Source organism: Vibrio hepatarius, assembly GCF_001274785.1.
Classification (GTDB): Bacteria; Pseudomonadota; Gammaproteobacteria; order Enterobacterales; family Vibrionaceae; genus Vibrio; species Vibrio hepatarius.
The window spans coordinates 1-17,581 of the sequence record NZ_LHPI01000025.1 but is presented as its reverse complement, the minus strand read 5'-3'; the positions used below and the strand labels follow the sequence as shown (position 1 = coordinate 17,581).

The window sequence follows — 17,581 nt, the reverse complement described above, 5'->3', positions numbered from 1 at the left end:
TGGCGTATACTCACAACAAAATAACGACAAGAGACGAAAGAAATGAGCTTTGAACTCCATCCTCAGTTAGCCCAAGATACCACCGTGATCGGTCACTTCCCGCTCTGCGTCGCGTTACTGCACAAAGATAACGCCGTGCCTTGGGTGATCCTGGTACCGAAAAGACATGATTTAAAGGAACTGCACCATTTGCCTATGCAAGAACAACAACAGTTCTTGCTTGAGTCTCAAGCAGTAAGCCAAGCGCTAGAAGCGACTTTTCGCCCAGACAAATTAAATCTTGGTGCGCTAGGTAACATGGTGCCACAACTGCACATTCACCATATCGCCCGCTTTAAAGATGACATCGCGTGGCCAGGTCCTGTTTGGGGCAATACTAAAGGTGAATTCCGCAGCGATGAGGAACAACAAGAGGTCATGACACGTATCGGTAACGTGTTATCGTTAAGTAGCCTGTTCCGCCGCGCCTAATCTTCAATCGATACAAAAAAGCCACTCAACTGAGTGGCTTTTACTATTGGTATCACATCGTCACTGTCAGCGATAAGGCATCCTGTTTCACCCTTGCATAGCGAATTCGGGTCACCTTGTCAGCTTTATTGGTGTCGACCAAACGCGATACTAATCCTTTTTTAATCCATACCGTCAGCATTGCATCGACACCATCCCCGCTGAGTGCAAACTTCTTCGCTAACTCAGTTTGGCTCACACTGCCGTGCTCTTCGATGTACGATTTCAGCTCAGATAAGATCATGCGACTTGAACCTCTAAGGTTTGCTGCTTCTTACCAGCAGCTTTTAGCATTCGATATGTCACAACGCTGAACAGTAAGATACCAGCAATCCATGCGGCACTGCCTACAGGATGCAGCGTAAAGTGCGTCACTTGGTAGTAAAGTGCTGCAGCGCCATACGCAAGAGCCATGGTCCAAACTGCGATAAATCGTGCGTACTTCGCACCAAATTCACGGACGTATGCACCCATAGCTGCGACACAAGGTGTGTAAAGCAGGATAAAGATCAAGTAAGCGAACGCGGCATTACCTGAAATGAAGTGCTGCTTAAGGTTACCAAAGATTGACGAATCCACTTCCTGCTCTTCCGCTACCGCGCTGCTATCTGTTAGGTCACCAACTTCAATACCTAACGGGTCAGAGTAACTTAACCCCATTAAATTCTCAGGAATCGACATCACCGCTTCTTCTAGGCTCGCAACAAGATCAAACTCTTCGTCACCAGAGTCACTCGGCGCATACAGGTTGTTAAGTGTCCCCACCACCGCTTCTTTAGCGAAAATACCTGTGATGATACCAACCGTCGCTGGCCAGTTATCTTCTTCAATACCGATTGGCGCGAATACTGGCGTGATCACTTGCGATGCTTTCGACAACACAGAATTTTCACTGTCTTCGTTACCAAACGAGCCATCCGTACCCATTGAGTTTAAGAAGCTCAATAACGTCACCACGATCACAATGGTTTTACCCGCACCGAGAACAAAGCGTTTGAGTTTTTGCCAGGTTTTGATTAATACGTTTTGCAGCGTTGGTAGCTCATAGTCTGGCATTTCCATCACTAAGCTATCGCTTGAACCAGGATATAGGGTTTTCTTCAAGACCAAACCGGTAAATACCGCAGCTACAATGCCCAAAATGTATAGCGAGAATACGACGTTCTGGCCGCTTTCTGGGAAGAACGCTGCCGCAAACAAAGCGTAAACTGGCAAACGTGCGCCACAAGACATGAACGGAGCCATCGAAGCTGCAAGTTTACGTTCTCGCTCTTGGTCTAAGGTTCGCGTCGCCATAATTGCGGGTACGTTACAACCAAAACCTAACACTAGTGGTACGAATGCTTTGCCTGGCAAGCCAATCTTTTGCATCACTTTATCGAGTACAAAAGCGGCGCGAGACATATAGCCTGAGCTTTCTAAAATGGCTAAGAAAAGATAGAGGCACGCGATCACTGGAATGAAGGTCGCAACGGTTTGGATACCACCGCCAATACCATCGGCGATCAGGGTCACTAACCATACTGGTAAGTGGTCGTCGAGTAGATAATGCCCACCGTCGACCAACAATGCGCCAACGCCAATATCGAAGAAATCAATAAATGCGCTACCGATGTTAATTGAGAACATAAACATCAGATACATCACGACAAAGAAGAAAGGCACGCCAACCCATTTATTCAGGATGAAACCATCTAGCTTCTCAGTAAAACTGTGACTCAGTTTACCTTCACTGCGACGGACACGTTTTGATAGCTCATGCAGATAGGTATATTTTACGTCTGCGACAATTAGGTCTACGTCGAGTTCTAGGCGAGCTTGAGTGCTCGTCACTCGTTCTCTCTCATGCTGAGGCAAAGAGTTGAGAACCAGCAGATCGTTTTCCAATGCACGAATCGCTAATGCTCGTGCTGCTACTTCAGCTTGGTTGGCGAACAGCGTTTGCACATCATGGATCGCTTGTTCAAATTGCTCACCATAGTCTAGGGTCAACTCGCCGAGGGCAATACCTTGGACTAAGGCTTTATGTAAGCGCTCTTTAAACGCGACCACTTGTGATTTGTTGTTGGCCGAAATAGCAAAAACAGGACAACCAAGTTCGTTCTCGAGTGCTTTGATGTTGATGGTTTGACGCTCACGTTTAAGTGCGTCCATTTTGTTGAGCACCACTACCATCGGACGTCCCAACTCACGAAGTTGAAGCGTCATATATAGGCTGCGCTCAAGGCAAGTCGCATCCACAACATTGATAATCAGGTCCGCTGGATGCGTCAATACTGCTCGTGACGCAATTGACTCATCAATGCTGTTTCCGTCGTTACCGCTGTCTAGAGCGTAGATACCAGGTAAATCGGTGAGTAAGAAGTTGTCACCCGAATGCGCGTATTTACCCGACTTTTTCTCAACCGTCACACCAGCCCAGTTACCGACTTGCTGTTTCGCCCCAGTTAGGCCGTTAAATAATGTCGTCTTGCCGCTGTTAGGATTACCTACCGTTAAAATTTGATAGTCCATTTAGCGTACCTCCACGGAAACTGATTTCGCGATACTATTACGCACAGCAAGAGAAACACCACGGACTTCTATTTGAAGTGGGTCGCCCATCGGCGCTCTTCTGATCACTTTAACTGGCGTATTAGGTAGTAAACCCATCACCATCAATTTTTTTCTTACATCATTAGATAGCTCTGTAAAGCCAACAATGGTCGCTTCTTGCCCTTGTACCAACTCTGAAAGTTTCATCGACAAACCTATACCACCCGAAAATGAGAACTGTTTTTATTTGCACTTACAATATTATCCCTAATGGCAGTGCGTTTTTTTGCCTGAAATCAATATTTTCAGAAATGACACGTCACTTCCGTTAAAAACAAAAACGTCAATTCCGTCAAAACAATGATCAAAAAGTCACACTAACTGTCATAAAACTGAAATAAAAAATGCCACAAAGAAAAATAAACATTTAAAAACAGCAACTTAACCAACATGTCGTTTTTATCATGTAACAATGGCGTTAATTTTATAAGTAAAATAAGGTCGTCACGATATAGTTAATCCCGTCGAGAGGGCATTAGTCCAAACGACAACATTGAATTCCAGAGGTGGCGCACCCAGCGCCACTCCGGCAGCAAGCGAAGGTGTCATTGGCACCCGTGGTATGGTCCCCCCGGCTATACCACGAATTTTTTTTCTTATCTTTTCCAAAGCTCACTTCAAACACACTATCCCAACTTTGCTTTAGCAAGGACATTGGTTATTGAATCTAATCCACTTTGAGACTGATTAACGGCTTACATCGCTTGATATCATCGATAGGAACGAATGACCCTGTAAGGTCAATAAGCGTCCCAAGGCAGGAAAGAGCACAAAACAACTCACACAACTTAACGGCTGCGTTGTTTACTTACTCGCACTCTTGATTTGACTAGCTTTCTTTTTCTTCAACAAATTGAGTTGGAGACATCCCAAAGCGGTGCTTAAACCTCTGGCTGAAATAAGAAGGGTCGTTGAAGCCACATTCAAATGCAACATCCGAGACTTTTTCTCCTGCCAATAGGCGACGGCAGGCGTTGTCTAAGCGCACCTCGGTTAAGTACTCTGTGAAGGTTTTATCTATTGCGGTTTTCAAACGGCGCTGAAGGCTACGTTCTGAAACATACAGCATTTTCGCTGCAGTAGAGGTGCTCAGTTCAGGATCCGAGTAGTGGCTAAACACCAGTTGCTTCACTTTCTCAAGCCACGGGGCTTCGCTTGGTTTGAGTTCATGATAATCAAAAGGCTCAATATCGATGATAGAGGCTTCATCGAAGTTGTCGCTGGCAATCCAACTCACTTCCATCAAGTTGCGCTCTGCAGAAGAGTGGATATTACAACATCCACCACTTTGCTCGATCAGTGAACTGATGTTTTGTAGCAAAGTAGAGTGATTGTAACTTTCAAGCGACTCACCCTGATCCAGTAACGTCAAAACCACCCGCTTATCGTCTAAACGAGTGGACAGTACTACCGTCTGATTTCGGTAGCAACGCCTTACTACACTGTCGACCAGTAAGTTAAGTAGCTCGTCGAGGTTAAAGCTGGTCAAACTGACAAAGTAGTCCCGCTTCGAGTCAGACTCCAACTCGATGTTAATATTGGCTTTCTCTAATTCATCCGCCCAACCACTTAAGACCGACTTTAGGATTAAAGTCAGGTTGTAAACCGGTTTTGCTTCTCCGTCGGTTGTACGAACATGGAGTAGTAAATCCAACTCCTGCAATAGATAGCTGACAACTTTTTGGCTTGCCTCACTTTGCTGAACCACACTGCTGACAGAAGAACTCTCTAACCTTTGTTTCATCGCCTTAATAGATTTGTTGGCGATCAAACGCCGAATTTGCAGTTGCTTCCGGAGCTGTTGGTTGTTGGTTAGCAGAATACGGCTTTGGTGGCGCAACTGGTTAGTTTTCAACGCGACTTGTGCTTTCAAGTCTCGGTTAGCTTGGTTCATGATTCTTGAACGCCAGTAGACGATCGCGGCGATAAAAATAACCGCTCCGGCAAAGTAAGCAATAATCGCGTATGGCGTCATAAACCAAGGCTGAGAAACCGAAAACTCAAACGCATTACTTCGCCCACGCTGCATATTGTTTAGCACAGCGCGAACCTCAAGCTGATAATCACCAGGCATCAAATGCTCGATATTAAGGGTCGAACCATCAAGCAACTGCCAATCATCATCATTGAGTCGGTATTCGACACTCACTTTATTGACCCGTGGCAATACGCCAAACTTAAAAGCGATAGACTCGCCGTAGTTGATTTCCGGTTGGGAGCTAATTGTGGCACCAAGAGACTTCAGCGTTTGATTCACTTTTACTTGGCTGATAATCACCCTAACATCCGGTAGCTTGCTCACTACCAGCTCTTGGGTGCTGACTTTAATCAGGTTGAAGTGCGTGCCAAACAACAATGTCCGCTCGTCTCCTGCTCCATATGAGCATTGCCCGGCGGTAAACTCGTTGCTGATTAAGCCGAAAGGTTCACCGTAGTGACGAAGCAGATAACCGTTTTCTGAATAACGAGTAAGTCCTGCAGAGGAAGTCAACCACATGCCGTCTTGGTTTCCAATGAGGCATTTCGGTGTGATATGGCCATCAAGTAAGGGGAGAGATTTGACATGTCCAGTATAGAGGTCAAATCGATATAATCCGTAGCGGCTTGCTACCCATATATCGTGGTCATCAACTTGTACGGTATTAATAACGGAGCCAAACGGAACACTCTCGCCGATAAAGTGAATTTGTCCGTTGCGCAGTACGTAAACGCCATGTTCGGTACCGAGAATCACAAAGCCCTGCTCGGTCACTTTCATATCGGTCAACTGAGCTGGAAGGTACTTTTTAATCATCCAGTCCGAACCATACTGAGTTAGCTGGTCATTGTTTAGATCATAGCGCCACAGGTGATCATCTCCTGCCCCCCAGAGCACCTCATTCTTACCCAACTCCAGAAAGCGAACATCAGCTGTTTTAAGAAATTCAGGCATCGGCTTATCATTGATGGCGTGACCAGTCACATTGTCAATTCTGCGCACACCTTGATTGGTCGCTAACCACAGTACACCATCAGATTCAGCAAAATCACTCACCGTACCTCGATACATCAACCGACGATTTTGATATGGTGCAAGGCTAACGCTGTAGATACCTGAGTCACTGACCATCCAATACCCTTCACTGCTCTCTTTTCTGAGCATCAATTTAGGTTTATCGATATCGATGTTTGGCGTCAGTACACGGCCAGATACTCGCTCAAACTTGTGCGAAAACAGCGAAAAATAGCGCACACCACTGTCCGTAGCGATCCATATCCCGCCCGCTTGGTCATTCAGGAGCGCGTATATTTTACCTTGAATCACCGAATTGTCGTGCACTCCAGAAGAGATCAGACGTTTGGTTTCACCAGTTAAGAACGAGTAGACCAGCAAGCCATTTTCAGTGCCAATCCAGTACTCTTCGCTGGTTTCGGTAATACTGAGAACGTGAGAGCCCGGAATATATTTGCTCGGACGTTGAGGGTTTTGAATATCAAAGATCAACGCACCTTTGAGTGAACCGATGACCAGCTCCCGACGTGAATCTGAAAAGTAGATTTTCTCAACATAGTTCTGACCAGAGCTAGCGACATGGTCAAAGTTGTTTTGATTAGATAGGTACACGCCTGCGTTAGTTGCGACTACCCACTTGGATAGCACGAACTTAGCGTCGTTAATTTGAATCGTGGAAGATTGGTTGTATTTATACAGTTCGAGTAATGAGTAAGTTAAGAACTCGCCAGTATCGACGTTGTAGGTATAAAAACGAGCGTCGTCTGAAAGCCAAATAAAGCGTTTCGAAGCGCCGATACGTTTAATTTCAGTGCCGGGCTTGAGGCTAAACACCAACTCTCGTTCTTGGTTAGGGACGGTTCGATAGATTTCGTTGCGAAAGAACGACCAGAATGCACTATCAAGATAAGCCACCTGTTCAACCTCATGTTCCAAAGCGGAACCGGATCTCGGCATGATATCTTGACCATCGAAGAACATGATCTGGTTGCGGACGTCTTGAAACCATACCCCACCACCATTAGCTAAAAACAGCTCTTTGGCCGCAAATACTTTGCCTTGCGCTTGTGTGGGCAATGGATAGAACACGGTCGGTGTCTGCTCTACCGCATTTGCTATCGTAGCTAAACACAACGTGATAGCTAACAATATGGCTCTCATAACCAGTAAGTCCCTAACAGCAATAAATTTTTAATGCATAACCACGTCATACCACTTACCAAAGGTTAGCAGTCAACATGTATCTTTATTTTGTTCGATAATTATCTAAGAATATGGCTAATAAACAAGCCAGCGTTCCAAATTTCCCTGACTTTTTAAGCTGAGCTCACATCCGAGCTTACAAATTGCTCAGTTATCACGCGCACTTTACAAAAAAGGAGCTTATCGCTCCCTTTTTACACTACCTATAACTCTGCTGGTTTAAGGTTTTAAACAAGTCTCAAAACTATCCGCCAATTGGCCAAGTAAGGTGAAATATCCACCATCTGTCGCCTCTACATCTGTTCCCAGTGGGTCAAGAACACCGACTTTTGCGTGACTACCTCGAGTAACCGATTCCACTACTGCCGGCGTAAACTGAGGCTCTGAGAAAACACACTGTGCTTGCTTAGACGCCAGAGACTTGCGAATTTTAATCAGCGTCTTGGCTCCCGGTTTACGGTCTGGACTAACTGTAAAATGGCCTAAATGGTTAAGTGCGAAGTCCTGTTCAAAATAGCCATAAGCATCGTGGAAAACGTAGTAACCTTGGCTCTTAACCGAATCCAGCTGTTGCTTGATAGCTTGATGCTGCTTGTCTCGCTGTGAAAGGAAAGCAGTTAAGTTGTCGCGGTACGCTTGTGCGTTGTTAGCATCTATCTCAATCAGCTTTTCCGTAATCGCTTGAGCGACTTGCTGCGTCGGCGCATAACCCAACCAGAAATGAGGATCGTAATTTCCGTGGTCATGCCCGTGGTGGTCATCGTGGTCGCCGTTGTATTCACGCAGTGCCAGTTGAGGCATTTCACTAATGGTCAGTACGTTTGCTTGGTCTTGAAGGATCTTCTCTAAAAACGGCTCTAAGTCGTGACCAAACCAAATCACCAAGTCAGCGTTGCGTATACGTTTCACATCCGAAGGACGTAAAGCGTAATCATGTGGAGAAGTATTGGAAGCCAAAAGGACGTCTGGTTGAGAGATACCCTTGGTCAGTTCCAGAGTAATCAACTGGATCGGCTTAATACTGGTCAGCACTGTGTTTGCTTGCACAGAAAATGCAGCCACTACGGTGAATAAAAGGGCAAAAATACGCTTCATAAATGAATACTGCTATCTAGTCTAATGAGGGATTAAATGTTACATTATAACATTAGATAATTGCAAATGAGTGCTATTCATGTCGACATTGGTCGAACTCACTAATATCTCTGTTCAATTTGATGGACGAAAGGTCCTCGACAACGTTTCACTCACGTTGAATCGTGGCGAAATCACCACATTGATCGGGCCAAATGGCGCGGGTAAATCTACACTGGTTAAAGTCCTTCTTGGACTACAACGTCAATTCCAAGGCGCGATTACTAAAGATCGTTCACTGCGGATAGGCTACGTCCCTCAAAAACTGAAACTCAATGAATCACTGCCGCTCAATGTCGAGCGCTTTCTGCGTTTGTCAGGCAAATATAGCCAGCAAGAGATCATCGAAGCGCTCAAACTCGTTGGTGCCGAGCACTTGTTCAGCTCTAATATGCACTCCCTCTCTGGTGGTGAGAATCAACGCGTCCTATTAGCAAGAGCCTTATTGCAGCGCCCTGACTTATTAGTTTTGGATGAACCCGCACAAGGCGTAGACGTTCAAGGCCAGATTGACCTTTACGATCTGATCGATACGATTCGTCATCGATTCAACTGCGCGGTATTTATGGTTTCACACGATTTACACTTAGTAATGGCAAAGACGGACGATGTCATTTGTCTTCACCACCACGTGTGTTGTTCGGGCTCCCCAGCTGCGATTAGCCAACACCCAAGTTATATTGCACTGTTTGGCAACAACCGCAATGAAGCACTCGCGCTTTACCACCACCAACATAATCACCACCACCACGATTTAGCGGGTCAACCAGTGTCAGGTGACGCTGAAACCTGTGCGCACCACTCTCACGGTCACCATCATGATTGAGTTTTTGTTACCTTCTATTTTTGCCGGATTAGGAATTGCACTTATCGCCGGTCCACTCGGTTCTTTCGTTGTATGGCGAAAAATGGCCTACTTCGGCGATACCTTGGCACACGCTTCTTTGATGGGCATTGCGCTCGGTTTTTTGCTGGACGTTAACTTATATCTCGCCTTGGTAGTTTGCTGCCTTGCGCTCGCATTTTTATTGGTAACACTGCAAAAACAACAGCAAGTCGCAACAGACACTTTGCTGGGCATTCTTGCGCACAGTTCACTCTCTTTAGGTTTGGTTGCGGTAAGCTTTTTGGACGATGTACGTATCGACCTTATGAGCTACTTGTTTGGCGATTTGCTCGCCGTCACTCCAGTTGACCTAATCTACATCTATTCAGGTGTCGTGGCGGTATCAATGGTTTTGGCTATATTTTGGCGTTCATTGCTCGCAACAACGGTCAGCGAAGATCTCGCGGCAGTCGACGGCCACAATGTTGATTTGATGCGCCTATTACTCATGCTGATGGTTGGTTTGGTGATCGCGATTGGGATGAAGTTTGTCGGCGCTTTGATCATGACGTCCCTGCTCATTATCCCCGCAGCAACCGCAAGACGTTTTGCACGATCTCCCGAACAAATGGCATTAGTAGCCTCGGTTATCGGCTCTGTAGCCGTATTACTCGGCCTAAGCTTATCTTGGCACTTCGATACACCCGCTGGCCCGTCAGTAGTGATTAGCGCAACGGCAATGTTTATGCTTTCGCAGCTGACAAAAGCGCGCCGCTAATTCCCAAAACTAAAAAGGCTTCCCTGAGGAAGCCTTTTTCAAACATTCGCGCATCTATGCGCCTTCGTTATGCAGCTCTAAGTTCGCTAATTCTTGTTGAATTTCACGTTGCGTCTTAGCATCGTCGCTGCGCAGTGACTCTAGGAACTCCAGATATTTCTGGTCAATATCACCTGTCACGTACTCACCGTTAAATACTGACGTTTCGAACTTAGCAATATCGGTGTTGCCGAGACCGACTGCATCCACCAAATCTTCAAGAGTTTGGAAGATTAGCTCATCCGCACCTATTTGCTTACAGATCGCATCGTTATCACGACCATGAGCGATTAGCTCGTTTGCGCTTGGCATATCGATACCGTAAACGTTCGGGAAGCGAATTTCAGGCGCTGCAGAGACCATAAATACTTTGTTGGCACCTGAATCACGAGCCATTTCGATAATCTGTTCAGACGTAGTACCACGAACGATGGAATCATCAACCAGTAGTACGTTCTTGTCTTTGAACTCAGAGCGAATAGCATTGAGTTTACGACGAACCGATTTCTTACGCTGCTGCTGACCCGGCATGATAAAGGTACGGCCAACATAACGGTTCTTAACGAAACCTTGGCGGTAAGGCTTATCAATTGCCTGAGCGATTTGCAGTGCGATATCGCATGATGTTTCTGGAATCGGGATAACCACGTCAATATCAAGGTGCGCGTATTCATCACGAATACGGTCGCCTAGCTTCTTACCCATTTCCACGCGCGCGCTGTACACCGAAATCTTGTCGATGAACGAGTCTGGGCGAGCGAAGTAAACAAACTCAAAGATACATGGGTTCAGTACAGGATTGTCAGCACATTGCTTAGTGTGTAGCTCACCGTCAAATGTCGCGTAGATGGCTTCACCCGGTGCAACATCACGAATGAAGTCAAAACCAACCGCATCCAATGCAACAGACTCAGACGCCACCATGTATTCTGTTCTACCTTCCAATTCACGTTTACCAAGGCATAGAGGGCGAATGCCGTTTGGATCGCGGAAAGCAATCATACCGTGGCCAATGATCATCGCGGTGACCGCGTATGCACCACGGATAGTACGGTGAACATTTGTCACTGCACGGAACACGTCTTCTGCCGTTACGTTACCTTTAACCGTGTCAATTTCATGAGCCAGCACGTTAAGTAGAACTTCTGAATCAGACGTTGTGTTGATGTGGCGACGGTCTTTTTCGAACAGTTTTTGACGAACTTCTTTCGCGTTGGTCAAGTTACCGTTGTGAGCAAGAGTGATACCGAATGGAGAGTTTACGTAGAATGGTTGAGCTTCTGAGGCGCTTGAGCTGCCCGCTGTTGGGTAACGAACATGGCCGATACCAACTTCTCCCTGAAGCCTTTGCATGTGTTTTGCTTCAAACACATCCTTCACTAAACCGTTTGCCTTCCGTAGACGAAAACGATTGCTTTCTATGGTACAAATACCCGCTGCATCCTGGCCACGATGCTGCAATACCGTCAATGCATCATAGATAGACTGGTTTACAGGCGTTGTGCCCACGATTCCAACAATACCACACATGTCCTAACCCTCGATTTGCGACAATGGCTGGCGCGCTATAACGCGCCAGATAAGAAACTAGATGTTGCTTGCAAGTGCTCGAAGAACGGCGCGATGATACGGCTAAATTCCGGTACCAATTGCGAGTTCCTCCACCACTCTGAGTCTGGAAACGAAGTAAACGCATCCATAAAAAATAGTGCAGCAGAAACAATCAACACACCGCGCAGACCACCAAAGACGATCCCCAACACTCTGTCTGTTCCTGACAAGCCTGTTTTCTGCACCAGTTGCGCAATGACGTAATTGACCACTGCACCTACTACTAATGTAGCAACAAACAAGGCTGCAATCGCGGCTCCGTTTCTAAACATGTCATCTTGAATATTAGTAAAGTACACCGCTAATTTTGCGTAGTACTGACTGGCGATGAAAAACGCACCAAACCAAATAACTAATGACAATGCTTCTTTTGCGAAGCCACGAACTAAACTGATCAAAGCCGACAGGCCGATCACACTTAAAATGACAATATCTAACGGATTCATCTGTTCTTACATCTTAAGTTGGCGCGCATTTTAACAGAAAAAACGCTGACGCAAACGTTTTCTTAAGGATTTAGCGGTTTAAATTTAAGCAATTGACCTTTCGAACCGGTAATTTTTTCCAGTTCAATAACTTGGCGCTCTAGTTTGCTCTTGGATACATCTGGACCAATAATGACCCTTGTAAAACCATTTTCAGGCTTCACATGAGCTTGATATCCACGCTTTTGCAGATCCAAAACGAGGTTCTTCGCGTTTTCAGCATTCTTTAATGCCATCAACTGAATAAACCAAGCGCTGTCTTCGTAGTCATTTCGTTCAGGAACATCTTTGACAACGACTTGCATTTCATCACTCTGTTGCTGTGCCTCTACATCATTCGTTGAATCATCAACCACGACTTCAACAGGTGACTCAGGTAAGCTGGCGCTATCGTCGACTGGATCTAACACTTCAAAAGTTTCTACATCGTTACCGGTATCGGGTTTGATCGGAATACTGGCGACGTCTTCTTTGTAGTGCGTTTTTTTACCGTCTAGGACATCCGGTAAAATGATGACCCCAAGCGCCACCAAAAGAATAGTGCCGACTAATCGGTTTTGAAACTTGCTTGCCATTTATGCTCCTTTGCTCTGCCAGTATTCGAGAACTTCCCCTACGGTGTGGAAAGACCCAACCACTAGAATGACATCTTCTGTTTGGGCATTTGTCATTGCAGCATTAAAAGCCTCAACAGGAGAGCGGTATTTCTGATTACTTTCAGGTAGATACTGACACAATTCGTCCGCACTTGCGGCGCGAGGTCCCGTCAATGAGGCTGGGTACCAATTTGAGGCAATTTCAGATAATTCTTGCAGTGTCGCTTTGATGTCTTTGTCGTGCAGCATCGCAACTACGGTATGAACCGTCTTACCATCAAATTTTTGTTTTACACGCTCTACTAGATATTGCGCTGAATGAGGGTTGTGCGCCACATCCAATAGAATAGTCGGTTGCTGGTTGATAACCTGCATCCTGCCCGGCAACTGAGCGTTGTTTAAGCCGTTAACAATGTTTACGTCACTAAGGTCTAGGTTTGCCGTCGCTAACGCCATCAGCGCCGTAGCCGCGTTTTGTAGCGGTAATCCTGGGATAGGTAGGTCTGTTAACTCGTAAGAGCCATGTGTCCACTGCCAAGTCGTGTCAGTGAGTTGCTTATAGCTGTACTGAATCTCAACCTGAAATAGCTCTGCACCGATATCATCGGCGTGCGCCGCGACAGTCGCAGGTGCTTTGGGTTGGCCACAGATTGCTGGTTTTCCTGAGCGGTAGATGCCCGCCTTTTCAAAACCGATCACATTAATATCATCACCAAGCCAATCAACATGGTCGATTGCCAGACTAGTAATGACTGAGACATCGTGCTCAACCACATTCGTCGCATCGAGTCGTCCACCCAAGCCGACTTCTAGCAGCATCACATCAACTTGTTCTGTTTGGAACAAGCGTAACGCGGCCAATGTGCCAAATTCAAAAAAGCTTAGACTGATATCACCACGTTGTTTCTCCACGAAGTCAAACGCCGCGGTGTGTTTTTCATCAGCCAAGTCTTGGCCATTCACACGTACGCGCTCGTTGTAGCGGATCAAATGTGGAGAGCTGTAAACACCGACTGAGTAGCCAGCATCAAGTAGAATTGCTTCCATCATCGCACAAGTCGAGCCTTTGCCATTTGTGCCGGCGACGGTAATAACGGTAGGAGCAGGTTTGGTGAGGTTGGCAGATTTCGCCACTGCTTGAACACGATCTAAGCCAAGGTCGATGGCTGACGTGTGGATATTAGCTAAATAATCAAGCCACATCTCTAGTGGTGATGTGGCTTGAGGAGTTTGGGTTCGATTCATCTAACTTAAACCAAAAAATTGCGGTTGTTTGTTAGTGTGCTACTTTACCCTTTTTCGTCAGCTTCTGGTACTTCATAAGCTTCTTCATTTGGTGAATCATTCACAGAAACAACCAATGGAGACGCTTGATTCGTCATTTTAGCAACTAGACTACCAATGCGCTGGCGCATTTCACGGCGGTCAACGATCATATCGATAGCACCGTGGTCCAATAGGAATTCACTACGTTGGAAACCTTCTGGTAGGTCTTCACGTACTGTTTGCTCAATAACACGACGACCAGCAAAGCCGATTAGAGCTTTTGGTTCACCGATGTTGATATCACCCAGCATCGCCAAACTCGCAGATACACCACCCATGGTTGGGTCAGTCATTACCGAGATAAACGGTAGACCTTTACCTGACAGGCGCTCTAGCGCTGCACTGGTTTTCGCCATTTGCATCAGTGACATTAGTGCTTCTTGCATACGAGCACCACCACTCGCAGAGAAACACACTAGGCCACAGTTATTCTCGATAGCCGCTTCAACTGCGCGAACAAAACGAGCACCAACCACAGAACCCATCGAACCGCCCATGAATGAGAATTCGAAAGCACACGCTACGATAGGTAGACCTAGCAACTCACCTTGCATCACAACGAGTGCGTCTTTTTCGCCGCTGCTCTTCTGCGCTGCTGAAATACGATCTTTGTATTTCTTCGAGTCTTTGAATTTTAGTTTATCTTTTGGTTCCAACTCATCCGCAAGCTCAACTCGGTTAGCTTCATCTAGGAAAGTTTCCAGACGACGACGAGCTTTCATACGCATGTGATGGTCACATTTCGGACATACTTCTAGGTTACGCTCTAGTTCAGCGTGGTAAAGCACCTGTTCACAAGATGTACATTTAGTCCATACACCTTCAGGGATGGACGCTTTACGTGAACTTACGATGTTGCTTTTTTCTAAAATCTTTTCAAGCCAACTCATGGAAGACCTTTTCTCTATTATTCCCACGCAAAATGCGAGGGATCAAATTCTTAATTTACGCGTGAGGATTAAAGCATATTAAATGCCAGCTGTAGATAAAAAACTGGTTGTACCTATTTTTCAGCCGTCCTCGCACACTCTAAAGAGATGATAATTTGGACAATTTAACACGGTTTAGTTCAAATTATCTGGTAAAAATAGTGGTCCAATCGGCACTATTGGCAATTCGTAACTATCAGGGTAATCCACATCGACCAAATACAGGCCTTCCGCTTTAGCTGTCGCCCCTGCTAACTTACGATCTTTCTGCTCTAGCAGCCATTGAATCCACTCTGGCTTCTGCTCGCCGCGTCCAACACAAATCAGACTACCGGTAATGTTTCGCACCATGTGGTGAACAAACGCATTTGCCTTGATATCAATCACAACATATTGATTATGACGAGTCACGTTGAGGTGCATAATATTGCGCCACGGACTGCGTGATTGGCAATGTACCGCACGGAAAGAAGTGAAGTCATTTTCACCAAGTAAATACTGCCCCGCTTGATGCATTTTCTCTACATCCAACTCACCGTGATAGTGACTGACTCCTGAAGATAAAATCCCCGGTCTTAATGCGCTATTAAAAATAATGTAGCGGTAACGTCGCGCAGTGGCAGAAAATCGAGCATGAAATTCCTCAGGAACTTCCTTTGCCCAGCGAACCGCGATATCCGAAGGCAGATTTGCGTTCACTCCCATAGTCCAGGCGACCATTTTACGGTTTGCCGTCGTTTCAAAGTGTACGACCTGACCAGTGCCGTGAACGCCAGCATCGGTTCGACCTGCGCACTGAACTTCAACAGGATGGTTCGCAACGACGCTTAACGCGCGCTCTAGCTCTTCCTGTACACTTTTTACATCTCTTTGACGCTGCCAGCCAAAGTAATGAGTGCCATTGTACTCAATACCTAAAGCGATTTTCATCTTGGATTTCTCTTAGAAAATGGGGCGGGAAGTATAAACACTTTTCGATAAAAAATTAAGGGGGCCACCTGCCCCCTTTTACCTAACTTTGACCGATTCCATCGATGAGAGATTTGGCTTCTCGACGAATATCTTCGTTGCCATCCACGATCGCTTCTTCCAGCAGTTTTCTTGCTCCCGCCGTATCATTCATTTCCATGTAGATTTTAGCGAGGTCAAGTTTACCCGCAGCTTCAGCGTTTGCATCAATATCTTCTTCACCGATATCGCCAATAACGTCAGGGAAATCATTCAAACCAACATCAAGCTTAAGCGCTTCATCGATAAAGTAGTCTTCATCACCTTCCACTTCCGCCATCAATTCATCGATGGTGCGGAACTGGTTTTCTTTCGGATTAAAGTCATCCAGTGAGTGTTGTTCTTCCCAGTTTTCATCCTGCACCGTGGCTTTAGCTGGCTGATTTTCTTGCGACCAAATAGCTTGGTCTTCTTCAGGAATATCATCACTGATTTGCGCTTGTTGCTCTGGAGAAAGGGTAAAACCGTTCCAGTCTTCGCCACCCATTTCCAACATAGCGTCAATGTCCATGCCCGCGCTATCAGAAGTCTTGGCATCTATTGGTTGGTCGAACGAGAAACTCTTGGCTTGGCTATCGTCGTCTGCCAATAATTCGTCAAAGGTCTGCTCATCGTAATCTTGATGTGCTGCGGCTGATTCTTGAGGCGGTTGCGCGCTTTCCGCTTGAGGTTGGCTCGACAACTCGTCCAGCGCATCTTGCTCGTCAAACTCAGGTAGCTCAGCTTCATCAAACTCTAGAGGTTCATCAGCTGACTGTTCCAACTCCTCAACTTGCGTTGGAGTCGGCTCACCCGGCTCTGAAGCCATATCAGCCAGTGCGTCTTCTTCGCTGTATTCTGGCAGCTCTAGATCGTCGAACTCTACTAACTCTTCTGCTCCCAGCTCAGATTCCGCTGCTTCAGCTTGTGGCTGAGCCGGCTCACTAGGCTCTGACGCAACATCAGCTAGCGCGTCTTCTTCGCTGTATTCCGGCAGTTCTTGATCGTCAAGCTCAACTGGTTCTTCTGCTGCTGGCTCAGGTTCCGCTGCTTCAGCTTGTGGCTGAGTCGGCTCACTAGGCTCTGTTGCCATATCGGCCAGCGCGTCTTCTTCGCTGTATTCCGGCAGTTCTTGATCGTCAAGCTCAACTGACTCTTCTGCTGCTGGCTCTGGCTGCACTTCTTCAGATTGTGGCTGAGTCGGCTCGCCAAGCTCTGTTGCCATATCCGCAAGCGCGTCTTCTTCACTGTATTCCGGCAGTTCTTGATCGTCGAATGCAACTGGCTCTTCTGCTGCTGGCTCCGGCTGCACTTCTTCAGCTTGTGGCTGAGTCGGCTCGCCAGGCTCTGATGCCATATCGGCCAGCGCGTCTTCTTCACTGTATTCCGGCAGTTCTTGATCGTCGAATGCAACTGACTCTTCGGCTGCTGGCTCCGGCTGCACGTCTTCAGCTTGTGGCTGATCCGGCTCGCCAGGCTCTGATACCATATCCGCAAGCGCGTCTTCTTCACTGTATTCCGGCAGTTCTTGATCGTCGAATGCAACTGGCTCTTCTGCTGCTGGCTCCGG

General features: G+C 46.5%; 15 protein-coding genes. 3 read left to right on the top strand and 12 right to left on the bottom strand.

Features of this window, described 5'->3' with window-relative positions; all coding sequences use genetic code 11:
* Positions 1–42 precede the first annotated feature (42 nt).
* Positions 43–471 (top strand): HIT family protein, encoded by a 429-nt coding sequence (locus tag AKJ31_RS19555; RefSeq protein ID WP_053410715.1) that lies wholly within the window; start codon positions 43–45, stop codon positions 469–471.
* Positions 472–523: 52 nt separating this feature from the next.
* On the opposite strand, the gene AKJ31_RS19550 is transcribed toward AKJ31_RS19555, so the two are convergent.
* The 5 genes from AKJ31_RS19550 to znuA all read right to left on the bottom strand — a co-directional run bounded on the left by AKJ31_RS19550 (position 524) and on the right by znuA (position 8,395).
* Positions 524–754 carry a FeoC-like transcriptional regulator gene (locus AKJ31_RS19550; RefSeq protein ID WP_053410714.1) on the bottom strand — a complete coding sequence of 77 codons (231 nt, stop codon included), beginning with the start codon at positions 752–754 and terminating at the stop codon, positions 524–526.
* The gene (gene feoB / locus AKJ31_RS19545; protein ID WP_053410713.1) at positions 751–3,024 is read right to left on the bottom strand and encodes a Fe(2+) transporter permease subunit FeoB; all 2,274 of its coding nucleotides are present in this window, start codon (positions 3,022–3,024) and stop codon (positions 751–753) included. Before feoB ends, AKJ31_RS19550 begins: the two co-directional genes overlap by 4 nt.
* Positions 3,025–3,252, bottom strand: a complete 228-nt coding sequence (locus AKJ31_RS19540; RefSeq protein WP_053410712.1) for a FeoA family protein — start codon at positions 3,250–3,252, stop codon at positions 3,025–3,027.
* A 682-nt stretch (positions 3,253–3,934) separates the two neighbouring features.
* Positions 3,935–7,258: an AraC family transcriptional regulator gene (locus AKJ31_RS19535; RefSeq protein ID WP_072161404.1), complete on the bottom strand. Its 3,324-nt coding sequence runs from the start codon at positions 7,256–7,258 to the stop codon at positions 3,935–3,937.
* Between the two features lie 261 nt (positions 7,259–7,519).
* The gene (gene znuA / locus AKJ31_RS19530) at positions 7,520–8,395 is read right to left on the bottom strand and encodes a zinc ABC transporter substrate-binding protein ZnuA (RefSeq protein WP_053410711.1); all 876 of its coding nucleotides are present in this window, start codon (positions 8,393–8,395) and stop codon (positions 7,520–7,522) included.
* A gap of 79 nt (positions 8,396–8,474) precedes the next feature.
* Between znuA and znuC the strand changes: the two genes are divergently transcribed.
* Both znuC and znuB read left to right on the top strand, forming a co-directional pair.
* Complete coding sequence (gene znuC, locus AKJ31_RS19525) at positions 8,475–9,260, top strand: zinc ABC transporter ATP-binding protein ZnuC (RefSeq protein WP_053410710.1); 786 nt, start codon at positions 8,475–8,477, stop codon at positions 9,258–9,260.
* Positions 9,253–10,038 (top strand): zinc ABC transporter permease subunit ZnuB, encoded by a 786-nt coding sequence (gene znuB, locus AKJ31_RS19520; protein ID WP_053410709.1) that lies wholly within the window; start codon positions 9,253–9,255, stop codon positions 10,036–10,038. The genes znuC and znuB overlap by 8 nt, the downstream gene beginning before the upstream one ends.
* A 54-nt stretch (positions 10,039–10,092) precedes the next feature.
* Here znuB and purF read toward each other — a convergent pair whose 3' ends face one another.
* From purF to AKJ31_RS19485, 7 genes are all read right to left on the bottom strand, one after another.
* The gene (purF, locus tag AKJ31_RS19515) at positions 10,093–11,607 is read right to left on the bottom strand and encodes an amidophosphoribosyltransferase (RefSeq protein WP_053410708.1); all 1,515 of its coding nucleotides are present in this window, start codon (positions 11,605–11,607) and stop codon (positions 10,093–10,095) included.
* A gap of 35 nt (positions 11,608–11,642) precedes the next feature.
* Entirely contained in the window at positions 11,643–12,134 is a 492-nt protein-coding gene (locus tag AKJ31_RS19510) for a CvpA family protein (protein WP_053410707.1), read from the bottom strand.
* 62 nt (positions 12,135–12,196) lie between these two features.
* A complete protein-coding gene (locus AKJ31_RS19505) occupies positions 12,197–12,748 on the bottom strand; it encodes an SPOR domain-containing protein (RefSeq protein ID WP_053410706.1) in 552 nt (183 codons plus the stop codon).
* Entirely contained in the window at positions 12,749–14,014 is a 1,266-nt protein-coding gene (gene folC, locus AKJ31_RS19500) for a bifunctional tetrahydrofolate synthase/dihydrofolate synthase (protein WP_053410705.1), read from the bottom strand.
* Positions 14,015–14,058: 44 nt separating this feature from the next.
* Positions 14,059–14,985 (bottom strand): acetyl-CoA carboxylase, carboxyltransferase subunit beta, encoded by a 927-nt coding sequence (gene accD, locus AKJ31_RS19495; RefSeq protein ID WP_053410704.1) that lies wholly within the window; start codon positions 14,983–14,985, stop codon positions 14,059–14,061.
* A gap of 174 nt (positions 14,986–15,159) precedes the next feature.
* A complete protein-coding gene (gene truA / locus AKJ31_RS19490) occupies positions 15,160–15,954 on the bottom strand; it encodes a tRNA pseudouridine(38-40) synthase TruA (protein WP_053410703.1) in 795 nt (264 codons plus the stop codon).
* 82 nt (positions 15,955–16,036) lie between these two features.
* Positions 16,037–17,581 (bottom strand): FimV/HubP family polar landmark protein (locus tag AKJ31_RS19485; RefSeq protein ID WP_281173367.1); only part of this gene is annotated, 1,545 nt, incomplete at its 5' end.